We start from the raw sequence: 12767 nt of genomic DNA on the forward strand, positions 1-12767 counted from the left end.
GATCTTAACTAAACAGGAGATGACAATAATGACTAAAAGACGCGTCGTAGTAACAGGTCTTGGGATGGTTTCACCATTAGGAAACGATGTTGAGACAACCTGGCAGAATATTATTGATGGAAAATCAGGGATTGGTGAATTAACAAGACTCAATCAGGAAGATTTTCCTGCAAAAGCAGTTGCTGAATTGAAAGATTTTAATATTGAAGATCATATAGAAAGAAAAGAAGCACGTAAAATGGACCGTTTTACTCAATATGCAATTGTTGCAGCTCGTGAAGCCGTTAAGGACTCTTCACTCGATATTGCATCAAATGCAGAGCGAATTGGCGTTTGGATCGGCAGTGGTATCGGAGGGATGGAAACGTTTGAGAAACAGTTTGAAACATTCCAGAAGCGAGGCTATAAACGTGTCAGCCCATTTTTCGTTCCTATGATGATTCCTGATATGGCAGCAGGACAGGTGTCAATTGACCTCGGGGCTAAAGGAATGAACTCATGTACGGTAACGGCATGTGCCAGCGGTACCAATTCGATTGGAGATGCTTTTAAAGTCATCCAGAGAGGCGATGCTGATGCGATGGTCTCAGGAGGATCAGAAGCACCAATCTCCCAGATGGCGATGGCAGGATTTGTCGCAAACACTGCTCTTACACTTAATGATGATGTGACAAAGGCAAGCCGTCCGTTTGATAAAAACCGTGATGGTTTTGTCATGGGTGAAGGTGCAGGGATTCTTGTACTTGAAGAGCTTGAGCATGCACTTGCGAGAGGCGCTAAGATCTACGCTGAGATTACCGGCTATGGCTCTACAGGAGATGCATATCACATTACAGCGCCTGCTCCGGGTGGAGAAGGCGGCGTCCGTGCAATGAGGCAATCTCTTGAGGATGCAGGGATTAAGCCTGAAGAGGTCGGATACATTAATGCACACGGTACAAGTACACCTTATAACGATAAGTACGAAACAATGGCGATTAAGGAAGTATTCGGAGATCATGCATACAAGCTAGCAGTAAGCTCGACAAAATCCATGACAGGTCATTTACTTGGGGCAGCAGGTGGTGTAGAAGCAATATTCACCGTTCTTGCACTTAAGAACAGTATTCTTCCACCAACAATTAACCTGGAAGAACCTGACCCGGATTGCGATCTGGACTATATACCTAATGAGGCACGCAAACAGGAAATTCAGGCTGCGGTCAGTAATTCCCTGGGATTTGGCGGACATAATGCTACAATTGTTTTTAAATCATATAAATAAATTCAAAATACCAAGGCAGGGTTTGCGGCATGCAGCCCTGCTTTTTTATATGAATATGAATGAATATTCATGCATCCTATTGTAATATAATTCATTTTACCTATTAAAGTATGTTGAATAATAAAGTATTGTAAATATTACACCTATCATTCGAGTGTGAAAATATTTTTAAATTTTTTTATTTCGACAAAACCCTTTAAAATCAACGGTTCTAGGATGGTGAGGGGGGGTAATTACAAAGAATTAGAAAAAACAAGTTGAAATTGTAATCTATCTGTAATAGTATTTTATACAAATAATATAAATTGATTGAAAATAAGAAATATTAGAGGTGTTCAAATGGTTAGAAAAACGGCAGGACAGAATGAGACACCACTTTTAGAGATCAAGGAACTTCAGACAGGGTTCAAAATTGGCAAGAATTATTATAACGCTGTTGAAAAAGTTTCCTTGAAAGTCGACAGAAGAAAAATTGTCGGAATAGTCGGAGAATCCGGCTGCGGTAAAAGTGTAATGTCACTGTCAGTTATGCAGCTTCTTCCTCAGGGAATTGGAAAGATCCGAGGAGGAGAAATCAAATTCGAAGGCAGAAATCTGGAGAACTTATCAGAACGCGAAATGAATAAAATCCGCGGGAAAGATATTTCAATGATTTTCCAGGAACCGATGACTGCTCTTAATCCGGTGTTTACAATCGGATATCAAATAGAAGAAGTGCTTCTCAATCACGAAAAGATTGATAAGAAAGAAGCGCGAAAGAAAAGTGTTGCGCTATTGAAAAGTGTTGGAATTCCTCGACCTGAGAGTATCGTTGAAGAATATCCTCACCAGCTATCAGGTGGTATGAGACAGCGTGTCATGATTGCAATGGCAATTGCCTGTCAGCCAAAGCTGCTCATTGCAGATGAGCCTACAACAGCACTTGATGTAACGGTACAGGCTCAGATCCTCGAGCTGCTGAAAGATATTCAGGAAGTAAACGACATGGCCATTATCATGATTACGCATGACCTGGGCGTCGTCTCGGAAATCTGTGACGAGGTCATTGTTATGTACGCAGGTAAGATTGTAGAAAGAACTGATGTAATCGAACTGTTTGAAAATCCTAAGCATCCATATACACAGTTACTCATGAATGCGATACCGAAGATGGATGAGGATGTAGAGACGCTCGCAACAATCGAAGGTCTTGTCCCATCCATTCAGAAAATGCCTCAAGTAGGTTGCAGGTTCGCTAACAGATGTCCTAAAGCAATGCCGGAGTGTTCAACGATCACACCACTGCTTGCTGAAGATGCACCGGATCATGAAGTTGCTTGTCTCTTATATGAAAACAGTAAACAGCCTGAAAGGGTGGGTGACAGATGAACATGACAGAAACGCGCGAAACAACCGCTCAGCCGCCTAAAACTAAAAAAGAGGTACTGCTCGATATCCAGAACCTTAAAACCTATTATCCAATCAAAGGTGGATTTCTGAAAAGAACGATTGGTAATGTAAAAGCGGTGGATGATATTAATATTCAGATCAATAAAGGCGAAACAATGGGCCTTGTTGGAGAGTCAGGCTGTGGTAAGTCTACAACTGGACGGACAATACTGAGATTATTAACGCCTACTGCCGGAAAAATTATTTTTGACGGAAAAGATATCACAAAAATTAAAGGTAATACGCTCAGAAAAGCGAGACAGGATTTCCAGATGGTTTTCCAGGATCCTTATGCATCACTGAACCCTACACAAAGCGTGGGCGACATTGTATCAGAACCGATCCGGAACTACCGCAAAGTCAGTAAAAAAGAACTGAAATCTGAAGTCATTGAGTTGCTTGGGCGTGTTGGGCTGCCTCCTGAAGCATATGACAAATATGCACATGAATTCTCAGGTGGTCAGAGACAGCGTATCGGAATTGCAAGAGCGCTGGCACTGAAGCCTAAGCTGATTGTAGCCGATGAGCCGGTATCAGCACTTGATGTATCTGTTCAGTCACAGGTTTTAAACCTGCTGAAAGAACTTCAGGATGAATTTGACCTTACCTACTTATTTATTGCCCATGACCTGAGTGTTGTTAAACATATGAGTGACAGAATCGGGGTTATGTATCTTGGCAATATGGTGGAAGTGGCAGATAACAAGAGCTTGTATGCTGAGCCGCTTCATCCATATACCCAGGCGCTGATTTCAGCAATTCCGGAAGCGGATCCTAAAAAACGAAAAGAAAGAATTGTTTTACAGGGTGATGTACCATCACCTGCAAATCCGCCATCAGGCTGCCCGTTCCATACGCGCTGTCCTATGGCTAAAGCGGAGTGTGCTGAGATCAAGCCTACTTTAAAGGAGGTGAAACCTGGTCATCAAGTAGCGTGTATTCTTTACTAAGAAATTAAACCAATTTGGGGGGAACAAAATGAAAAAGAAGTCACTATTGCTGATGCTTACTCTTCTTCTAGTACTATCTGCGTTTCTAGCAGCATGTAGTTCAGATGATGGTTCAAGCGAACCGGCAGACACAGACAACGAATCATCAGAAGAAGGCACTGAAGGCGAAGAAGCAGCAGGCGAAGCACAACCTGGGGGAACTCTTACATATGGAGTAGACTCTCCACCGGAAGGTCTTTTCAACTGGGCATTCTACGGTATCGTAACTGATGCTGATATTCTTGCACTATTCGATGAAGGCCTAATCGAATATGATGAGAACCTTGCACCACAGCCTAACATTGCAAGCTGGGAAACTGAAGATAACAAAACATACACATTCACTTTCGAGCAGGGTGTTATGTGGCATGACGGTGTAGAACTTACAGTAAATGACTGGGTATTCGCACTAGAAACAATTGCTGATCCTGATTATGACGGTCCTCGTTATGCTAACGTTCAGACAATCGAAGGTGCTCCTGCATTCCGCGAAGGCGAAGCAGACAGCATTTCTGGTCTAAACGTAATTGATGACTACACAATTGAAGTGACTTTTGACGAAGCACGTGTTAACAACCTTGTTAACGTTTGGGCTTACCCAATGAGCCGTGCGCAATTTGAAGGTATCCCTGTAGCTGAAATGTCAGCTTCTGAGCAGGTACGTACTAAGCCAGTTGGTCTTGGACCATTCAAAGTTGACAGCATCACTCCTGGTGAAGCTGTAATCATGACGAAGTTTGAAGACTACTGGAAAGGTGAACCAATGCTTGACGGAATCAACGTTCAGGTTATTGATAACACAACTACAGTTGGAGCACTTGGAAATGGCGATATCGATATGATGTCACTACAGCCGGTAAACGCTGCTGAAGTTGAAGAACTTGATAATGTTGAAGTTGTAACTTATCCAGGTCTTTCTTATTACTATGTTGGATTTAAGCTTGGAACATTCAATACTGAAACAAACGAAATTGTTGAAGACAAAGATAAGTATGCTGATGTGAACCTGCGTAAGGCTATGGCACACGCAATTGACCGTGAGGCTTGGGTAGAAGCGTTCTTCTTCGGCTATGGTCAGCCTGTAAATGGTCCGGTTCCAACGAATCACTGGATCGCTGCTGATCCATCAGAACTTGCAACATACGATTATGATCCAGAAAAAGCAAAAGAACTTCTTGCTGAAGCTGGATACGAAGATACAAATGGCGACGGATTTGTTGAAGATCCAAACGGAGAAGAGTTTATTGCTAAGTTCTCTCACTATGATACTGGTAACCCGACTTTTGAAACGCGTGCTCAGGCAATCGTTCAATTCTGGGAAGCAGTAGGTATCAAGACTGAGCTGGAAATGTCTGAAGTAAACCTTTACTACGATGACATTGAAAAAGATGCTGATTCTATTGAAACATTCTTCGGCGGCTGGGGAACTGGAACTGACCCGGATCCAACAGCACTTTGGGGATCTGATCAGATTTGGAACTACCCACGTTACAAGAACGAAGAGTCTGATCAGCTTCTTGCTGACGCTCTAAACCTTGACATCGTAGGTGACGATCAGGAAGCTCGTAAAGACCTTTATGTTCAATGGCAGCAAATGGTAGCTGAAGATGTACCAATGATCTTCATCGCTGAGCTTCAGGAAATCGTTGCTCTTAGCGACCGCGTACAGGGTGTAGAATATGACGTATCTGGTCAGAACAGCCCGCACGAATGGTCTATCGCTCAATAATAATTTGCAGTAAAGCTAGATAAGGAGAGTATCTATGTTAAAGTATACAATTCGCCGTATTCTCGGCATGATTCCAATGCTTCTCCTTATCTCCTTCGTAGTGTTTCTCCTGGCGAAAGCAATGCCAGGAGATTCGCTAAGCGGGGAGATTGATCCGAATAACACAGACCCACAGTACATAGAAGAGATGCGCGAAAGACTCGGTTATAATGATCCGATTCCGGTACAGTATTTCAGATGGGTTGGCGGATTTTTTGAAGGTGATTTTGGAAAATCAACACGATATAAAGTACCTGTAGCCGACTTAGTAGCAGAAAGACTTCCTAACACGATATTCTTAGGTGTTACATCACTTGTAATTACGTATATTTTAGCCTTTGCAATGGGGATATATGCAGGAAGAAAACCATATACGTTTGGTGATAATTTAATCGGTGGTATCAATTATCTTGGTCTTGCCATACCGTCATTTATCGCCGCGGTATTTGCTATTTATTTCTTCTCCTTTAACCTTGGCTGGATCCCTTATTCAGGCTCAGTAGATCCAACCTTGCAGCCCGGTACATTTGATTACTGGTTAAGCCGACTTCATCACGTGATTATGCCGGCTATTGTTTTGGGAGCATTAGCAACTGCAAGTTATACGCAGTTTTTACGAAATGACATTATTGAAAACAGCAGAAAAGATTTTGTACGTACAGCACGTGCAAAAGGAACACCTACATCAAAGATCTATAATGTTCATATCATGCGTAACTCAATTATCCCACTTATTACATTTCTTGGCTTTGATATTGCAACACTCATCAGTGGTGCAATCATTACGGAAACAATTTTCACTTACCCGGGTATTGGTCAGCTTTTCCTGAACTCAGTAACCAACCGTGATTATCCGACACTGATGATTATTACAATGATGCTTTCAGCTCTGACTTTAATTGGGAATCTGATCGCTGATATTTTGTATGGTGTTGTTGATCCAAGAATCCGTCTGGACTGATAAAGGAGGAATTATTCAATGGTCAATGTAACCGCAGATTCAAATAAGTCACAGGAAAAAACCATTAATATGTCTCCTTGGGCAATCGCCAGACGTAAGTTTTTAAGGAACAAACTTGCTATGACAAGCAGCTTTTTCCTGCTGACAGTAATTATCGTATCGTTTTTAGCACCATTTATCACAACAGCTGATATTTCACAGGTTAATATTATGCAAATGACACTAGAGCCAAGTAGAGATCACTGGCTTGGTACTGATAAATCAGGACGTGACGTATTTACACGTCTATTGTATGGCGGACGAGTATCACTGATCGTTGGCATGTCATGTACACTGTTAGTTGTATTATTTGGTACAATTGTTGGTTCAATTGCAGGTTTTTATGGCGGAATTGTTGATTCAGCTCTTATGCGTTTCACTGATTTCGTTCTTAACTTCCCATTCCTAGTATTCGTTATCGTACTTGGTGCAATCTTCCGTGAATATGTAGATGGTCTAACAATTCTGATCGTCGTAATCAGTATACTCAGCTGGGGAGGCGTGGCCCGTATCGTAAGAAGTAAAATTCTTGCCGAGAAGGAAAACGAATATATTCTCGCTGCTGTATCAATCGGATGTAAGCCATCAAAAGTAATCATTAAACACCTGTTACCAAACGTTTTATCTACAATTATAGTCCAGTCTACGATTTTATTTGCTACACTGATCGTTGCTGAGTCAGGCCTAAGCTATCTAGGTTTTGGTGTACCGGCGACAATTCCGAGCTGGGGTAATATGCTCTCTGCTTCTCAGGAATCTGATGTTCTTGCAAATAAGCCATGGATCTGGATGCCACCTGCCATCATCCTGACAGTAACAATCCTGTCAATCAACTTTATTGGTGAAGGTCTTAAGGATGCATTTAATCCTAAATCTATCCGCTAAAAAAAGGCACCTCTTTTTATAAGAGGTGCCTTTTCATTTCCTGGGAAATGTTTTTTCACTCAGTTGCATAGGATAAAAATGGGGTGCTGATTGTGATTAGAGTGTTAATTTATATTGCCGGCTTTATATTAATCAGCTCGGGATTTTTACATAGTGTCATCTTACTGAATCTAATTCCTTCAGGTAATTCCACATTGGAGTACATAAAGTATCTTTTCAGCCATTCAGAGACATATGGTATTCCTGCCGGGGCATTGCTGATCCATTTTTCGACAATAAAAAAATCCGGCAATCGCCGGATTTAGTTTTATTTATTCTTACGCTTTCTGCCAAGACCCATAGCCGTTTCCATTTTTTTGACCATTTTACCTGCTGTAAAGTTTGCCTTCTCAGCACCATGATCAAGTATTTCATCCAGTTCCTCAGAGTCCATCAGCTCATAGTAACGATCCTGAATCGGCTTAATATGTGCTACAACAACTTCAGCCAGTTCAGCTTTAAAGTCACCGTAGCCTTTTCCTTCATAAGCTTCTTCAATCTCTGCAATTGTTTTACCAGTCAAAATTGAATAAATAGAGATCAGGTTTGAAACACCAGGCTTTTCTTCTTTGTTATATTTTACAATGCCCTCAGAGTCAGTTACTGCACTCTTGATCTTTTTAATAATCTGAGTGGGTTCATCCAGCATGGAGATAAATCCTTTTTTATTCGCATCAGACTTACTCATTTTCTTCAGAGGATCCTGAAGAGACATAATTCTTGCACCTGTCTTGGGGATTCTTACCTCAGGAATGGTGAATATGTCATTATACTTTCTGTTAAATCTTTCAGCCAGATCTCTTGTCAATTCAAGATGCTGCTTTTGATCCTCTCCAACCGGTACAAGATCAGTTTTATATAGCAGAATATCTGCTGCCATCAACGGGGGATATGTCAGTAGCCCGGCTGAGACACCATCTTTACCTGATGATTTGTCCTTGAACTGTGTCATTCTCTCAAGCTCACCTATATATGAAACGCATTGTAACATCCAACCCGCCTGAGCATGAGCAGGCACTTCAGATTGAATGAACAGTGTAACCTTCTCAGGATCGAGGCCTACAGCAATATACATTGCAGCAAGACTCTTAATATTCTTTCTTAACTCGAGACGGTCCTGAGGCATTGTAATTGCATGCTGGTCCACCACACAGAAGTAACAGTTATAGTCATCCTGGAGATCAACGAACTGCCTCATTGCACCAATATAATTACCAAGTGTGATGGTTCCACTCGGCTGAATGCCAGAAAAAATCGTTTTCATAAAAATTCCTCCTTTAATTAGACACACAAAAAATCCGTCCCTTCCTATTAATCGATGTTAATAGGAAGGGACGGATTTTCCGCGGTGCCACCCTTATTGCAGTTGAAAACTGCCACTTTAAGCTCATAACGCAGAGCGGTACGCTAATCGCTTTTCACGATTAGAGCTCAAAAGTCCATTCACTGAAGTTAAATATCTGCTTACACCGACCGCAGACTCTCTTGAATTTAATTCATCAGCTACTACTCTCTATCATTGCCTGTAATATAAAAGATCCTTTTATTATTATAAGCCAGTTTATAAAAAGGAATCAATGATTTTTCAGTTTCTCAGGAAAATTAGAAAAAAATATGTCATTTCAGAAATTATTAACAAAATAATTCAATATGACGTTTCTTTTACGATTATTACTTGTTAGAATTATAAGGTACATAAAAATGAGTTAGTAGGAGAGGTATACGTGTCATTGAAATACATCGCAACTTCTGCAAGCGCTGCACTTTTAGCTTTTACGGTTTTCAGCACTGACGCAAACGCAGAAACACAACACGAAGAACATCAAATCAGAGAATTTATTGAAATGCAAAAAGTTTTTCCGGAATCGATGCCAAGATTCGTTTATGACTCAGGGTTATCTTTCGAATATCCGGATGCAGTCAGAGGAATTTATGTGACTGGACATTCTGCCGGTGGAGAAAGATTCGAAACGTTACTGGATTTAATGGATAATACAGACTTAAATGCAATGGTCATCGACGTGAAAGAAGATCACGGTTATTTAACATATACGCCTGAAGAAGATTCGGCTTTTACAGATATCGGTCAGCCGTACATAAAAGATATGCGTGAAATGCTTGAGACGTTGGAAGAACATGAAGTGTATCCGATTGCACGTGTCGTGGTATTTAAAGATTCAGTGTTAGCTGAAAAAAGACCTGACCTTTCATTCCAGGAAAATGGCCAGGTATGGGCGAATGGACGGGGAGAATCTTTTGTTAACCCGTTTATGAAGGAAGTATGGGATTACAATGTAGACATTGCAATTGAAGCAGCAAAAATGGGATTCAAGGAAATTCAATTTGATTATGTCAGATTTCCTGAAGGCTTTGAAACCCGTGATGATGTATTAGAATATGGCACTGGTGATTACGTGGATGATGGCAGTGACGATACAAATGAAAGAGTCGATGCTGTAACTGATTTTGTAGAATATGCTTCAGATCAGCTTGAGCCTTATGATGTAGATGTTTCCGTAGATATCTTCGGATACTCTGCAACGTTACCTGAAGCACCTGGTATCGGTCAGAACTTTAACCGTATTTCTGAGCATGTTGATGTCATTTCATCAATGATTTATCCAAGTCACTGGACATCTTACTTCGGTATTGATAAGCCGGACCTAGAGCCTTACAACCTGATTTCAGAGTACGCAAAAGTTGAAAATGCCAAGCTTGCTGAACTTGAGAACCCTCCAGTATCTAGACCATGGATTCAGGACTTCACTGCATCATACCTTGGTACGGGTAATTATCTGGTATACGGACCAAAAGAAGTTAAAGATCAAATTGATGCACTTTATGACAACGGAATTAACGAGTTCCTTTTATGGAATGCAGGTAACACATATACTGGTGGAGTAGACTACTTGCCATAACCTCATGAGATACACCTTAGAAGCCGGCACGCTTATTTTGTGCCGGTTTTTTACATGTATTTAAGGACAGTGGTTTAAAAATTCAAAAACAGGGAAGAGTATAGAAGTTATCAATCCCTCATATTATAACCTCACTATACTCAACTCAAATCTTCACGATCTGAAAGGGGAACTACTATGCATTGGTATGAAAAACTGAAAGATTATTTTCCGGTAGAGGAAATGAAATCACGCGAACATATGGAAACGCTTTTAAAAGAAAGAAGTGATATTTATCATAAAGATGAAAGTGAAAAACACGTGCTTATGTACGTAGAAACAAAAGACTTTATCTTTATTGATTATTTATTTGTTTCAGGTGCAGCAAGAGGGGAAGGTCTTGGCGGTAAACTGATTCAACAGTTAAAGGATAAAAAGAAACCGATTATTCTTGAAGTGGAACCGGTTGATTATGATGATACAGATACGGAAAAGCGCCTCCGCTTTTATAAACGCGCAGGATTCCAGCATGCTACATCAATAGGATATAACCGTAGATCACTTGCTACCAATGAAATAAATACAATGGAGATTTTGTATTGGGCTCCTGGTGACGAGAGTGAAGCAGTCATCTATGAAGCAATGAAGAAAACGTACGAAGATATCCACACATATAAAGATAAAACTTTCTACGGCGATGAGTACGAACCGGTTGATCAGGTGCTGAAAAAAGACCGTGAAAATGCAGAAGACGTGCTGAAAGAGATCTGATATTTTCAATTAAAATATTTTAATTGAGAATGGGTAGAACAAATTGCTTAACAGATGTTTAATTTATTGATATACGGGAATAACTATCTTAAGGTTGAAATATATAAGTTATCATCACATATATATGACAATTTCGTTAAGAGTCTATTCAAAACTTACTTATTTGTGTATAATGAATTCAAGATATCTTTTTAAAACGATTTTAATCTAGGAATTGATCGTGTAAGATATTGAATGAAAAATTTTTAAATTCGAGGGAGTGTGAATGGTTCATGGTAACGTTGTTCACTTCACCTAGCTGTACATCATGCAGGAAAGCTAAAGCCTGGTTGGAAGAACATGAGATTCCATATACAGAAAGAAATATCTTCTCTGAACCGCTAAGTATTGAGGAAATCAAAGAAGTGCTTCGAATGACTGAAGATGGAACTGATGAGATCATCTCTACAAGATCTAAAATCTTTCAAAAGCTTAACGTCGACTTAGAATCTCTGCCACTGCAGGATCTATTCGAACTGATCCAGGAAAATCCGGGATTACTCAGACGTCCGATAATTATGGATGAGAAGCGTCTTCAGGTTGGATATAATGAAGATGAAATCCGCAGATTCCTGCCTAGAAAAGTACGTACATTCCAGCTTCTTGAAGCGCAAAAAATGGTAAATTAATTTTCAGTAATAGCTAATAACAAAGACTTGTCCCATTTCTGCAATAGGACAAGTCTTTTTGTATAATTGCGCGCTTTATCTAAGCACTATATAGCAGCTTGTCAGACAATTCCACAGTTAAGAGTGATCGTTTCGGCCAGTTATTCAGCCACGATATTACTGGTTTGCAGTTTAAACTTCTATAAGCTTCACTGCTTGAAATAATTGACGGAATAGTCTACACTCAAGTGACAATCCTTATAATAATTAGACGCCATATAATTTCCCTTTATGGCAGAATTATCATACAATATAAGAGTAGAAAGATCACCCTATTCTTTGAGTCCGATTGTATTACCTATGACTAGGGGGGAGATTCCCTTCATCCAACACATAGGAAGGGAGAGTTGAAAGATGGAAATTGAACGCATTAATGATCATACTGTAAAATTTTATATTTCTTATGGAGATATAGAAGACAGAGGATTTGACAGAGAAGAAATCTGGTATAACCGTGATAAAAGCGAAGAGCTCTTCTGGGAAATGATGGATGAGGTTCATCAGGAAGAAGATTTCACTGTAGAAGGTCCGCTTTGGATCCAGGTACAGGCACTTGAAAAAGGTCTTGAAATTCTTGTGACGAAAGCACAAGTAACAAAGGACGGACAGAAATTTGAATTGCCGATGCAGGATGATAAAAACGGCGCCGGTCTTTCCAATCAGATTGAGGATTATCTTGATCAGCATTTTGATATGGAAGATGAGCAGCAGGAAGAAATGGAAATGAAGCTTGTCATGCGTTTTCAGGATTTCGAGGATGTTATTGCGCTGTCAAAAAGATTTGAAACTGAAGACCGCTTAATCACAAAATTATTCTCTTATGAAAATCACTATTTTATGTATATTGAATTTCCTGAAAATCAGTTTGAAGAAGATGACTTTGAAAATATCTCAAGTCTTTTGTATGAGTATGGTAAAGAATCCAATGTTACCGTTCATCGCCTTGAAGAGTATGGAAAAGTGATTATGAAGGATCAGGTATTCAAACAGCTTGTTGAATATTTCAACTAAGGTTTATA

General features: G+C 40.1%; 12 protein-coding genes and 1 other annotated feature. Of the genes, 11 read left to right on the forward strand and 1 reads right to left on the reverse strand.

The genetic code is table 11. The annotated features are described in order from the left end of the window. The first annotated feature begins 28 nt into the window (after positions 1 to 28). From fabF to DH10bf12_RS10580, 7 genes are all read left to right on the forward strand, one after another. Positions 29 to 1264 carry a beta-ketoacyl-ACP synthase II gene (gene fabF, locus DH10bf12_RS10550; RefSeq protein WP_471735260.1) on the forward strand — a complete coding sequence of 412 codons (1236 nt, stop codon included), beginning with the start codon at positions 29 to 31 and terminating at the stop codon, positions 1262 to 1264. A gap of 339 nt (positions 1265 to 1603) precedes the next feature. Beyond that, entirely contained in the window at positions 1604 to 2632 is a 1029-nt protein-coding gene (locus DH10bf12_RS10555) for an ABC transporter ATP-binding protein (protein WP_471735261.1), read from the forward strand. 2 nt (positions 2633 to 2634) lie between these two features. Continuing rightward, a complete protein-coding gene (locus DH10bf12_RS10560; RefSeq protein ID WP_471738221.1) occupies positions 2635 to 3642 on the forward strand; it encodes an ABC transporter ATP-binding protein in 1008 nt (335 codons plus the stop codon). 28 nt (positions 3643 to 3670) lie between these two features. Beyond that, entirely contained in the window at positions 3671 to 5410 is a 1740-nt protein-coding gene (gene opp4A / locus DH10bf12_RS10565; protein ID WP_471735262.1) for an oligopeptide ABC transporter substrate-binding protein, read from the forward strand. 34 nt (positions 5411 to 5444) lie between these two features. Continuing rightward, positions 5445 to 6410 carry an oligopeptide ABC transporter permease gene (gene opp4B, locus DH10bf12_RS10570; RefSeq protein WP_404408698.1) on the forward strand — a complete coding sequence of 322 codons (966 nt, stop codon included), beginning with the start codon at positions 5445 to 5447 and terminating at the stop codon, positions 6408 to 6410. Positions 6411 to 6428: 18 nt separating this feature from the next. Continuing rightward, a complete protein-coding gene (gene opp4C / locus DH10bf12_RS10575) occupies positions 6429 to 7334 on the forward strand; it encodes an oligopeptide ABC transporter permease (protein ID WP_404408699.1) in 906 nt (301 codons plus the stop codon). A 101-nt stretch (positions 7335 to 7435) separates the two neighbouring features. After that, on the forward strand, positions 7436 to 7639 hold the full coding sequence (locus DH10bf12_RS10580) for a YuzI family membrane protein (protein ID WP_471738222.1): 204 nt from the start codon (positions 7436 to 7438) through the stop codon (positions 7637 to 7639). A gap of 2 nt (positions 7640 to 7641) precedes the next feature. On the opposite strand, the gene trpS is transcribed toward DH10bf12_RS10580, so the two are convergent. Further along, complete coding sequence (trpS, locus tag DH10bf12_RS10585; RefSeq protein WP_471735263.1) at positions 7642 to 8637, reverse strand: tryptophan--tRNA ligase; 996 nt, start codon at positions 8635 to 8637, stop codon at positions 7642 to 7644. A gap of 63 nt (positions 8638 to 8700) precedes the next feature. Next, positions 8701 to 8902: a binding site (T-box leader), on the reverse strand. 201 nt (positions 8903 to 9103) lie between these two features. Here trpS and DH10bf12_RS10590 point away from each other — a divergent pair. The 4 genes from DH10bf12_RS10590 to mecA all read left to right on the forward strand — a co-directional run bounded on the left by DH10bf12_RS10590 (position 9104) and on the right by mecA (position 12759). Then, positions 9104 to 10291, forward strand: a complete 1188-nt coding sequence (locus DH10bf12_RS10590) for a putative glycoside hydrolase (RefSeq protein WP_471738223.1) — start codon at positions 9104 to 9106, stop codon at positions 10289 to 10291. Positions 10292 to 10468: 177 nt separating this feature from the next. After that, on the forward strand, positions 10469 to 11041 hold the full coding sequence (locus DH10bf12_RS10595) for a GNAT family N-acetyltransferase (protein ID WP_471735264.1): 573 nt from the start codon (positions 10469 to 10471) through the stop codon (positions 11039 to 11041). Between the two features lie 272 nt (positions 11042 to 11313). After that, on the forward strand, positions 11314 to 11709 hold the full coding sequence (spxA, locus tag DH10bf12_RS10600) for a transcriptional regulator SpxA (RefSeq protein ID WP_039808451.1): 396 nt from the start codon (positions 11314 to 11316) through the stop codon (positions 11707 to 11709). A 393-nt stretch (positions 11710 to 12102) separates the two neighbouring features. Continuing rightward, positions 12103 to 12759: an adaptor protein MecA gene (gene mecA / locus DH10bf12_RS10605; RefSeq protein ID WP_471735265.1), complete on the forward strand. Its 657-nt coding sequence runs from the start codon at positions 12103 to 12105 to the stop codon at positions 12757 to 12759. The last annotated feature ends 8 nt before the right edge of the window (positions 12760 to 12767 follow it).

Source organism: Jeotgalibacillus sp. 10bf12 (genome assembly GCF_055597105.1).

What these genes read in the sequence shown, in the direction of transcription:
- fabF (WP_471735260.1), top strand. Translation starts at nt 29, where the DNA reads ATGACTAAAAGACGCGTCGTAGTAACAGGTCTTGGGATGGTTTCACCA.
- DH10bf12_RS10555 (WP_471735261.1), top strand. Translation starts at nt 1,604, where the DNA reads ATGGTTAGAAAAACGGCAGGACAGAATGAGACACCACTTTTAGAGATC.
- DH10bf12_RS10560 (WP_471738221.1), top strand. Translation starts at nt 2,635, where the DNA reads ATGACAGAAACGCGCGAAACAACCGCTCAGCCGCCTAAAACTAAAAAA.
- opp4A (WP_471735262.1), top strand. Translation starts at nt 3,671, where the DNA reads ATGAAAAAGAAGTCACTATTGCTGATGCTTACTCTTCTTCTAGTACTA.
- opp4B (WP_404408698.1), top strand. Translation starts at nt 5,445, where the DNA reads ATGTTAAAGTATACAATTCGCCGTATTCTCGGCATGATTCCAATGCTT.
- opp4C (WP_404408699.1), top strand. Translation starts at nt 6,429, where the DNA reads ATGGTCAATGTAACCGCAGATTCAAATAAGTCACAGGAAAAAACCATT.
- trpS (WP_471735263.1), bottom strand. Translation starts at nt 8,637, where the DNA reads ATGAAAACGATTTTTTCTGGCATTCAGCCGAGTGGAACCATCACACTT.
- DH10bf12_RS10595 (WP_471735264.1), top strand. Translation starts at nt 10,469, where the DNA reads ATGCATTGGTATGAAAAACTGAAAGATTATTTTCCGGTAGAGGAAATG.
- spxA (WP_039808451.1), top strand. Translation starts at nt 11,314, where the DNA reads ATGGTAACGTTGTTCACTTCACCTAGCTGTACATCATGCAGGAAAGCT.
- mecA (WP_471735265.1), top strand. Translation starts at nt 12,103, where the DNA reads ATGGAAATTGAACGCATTAATGATCATACTGTAAAATTTTATATTTCT.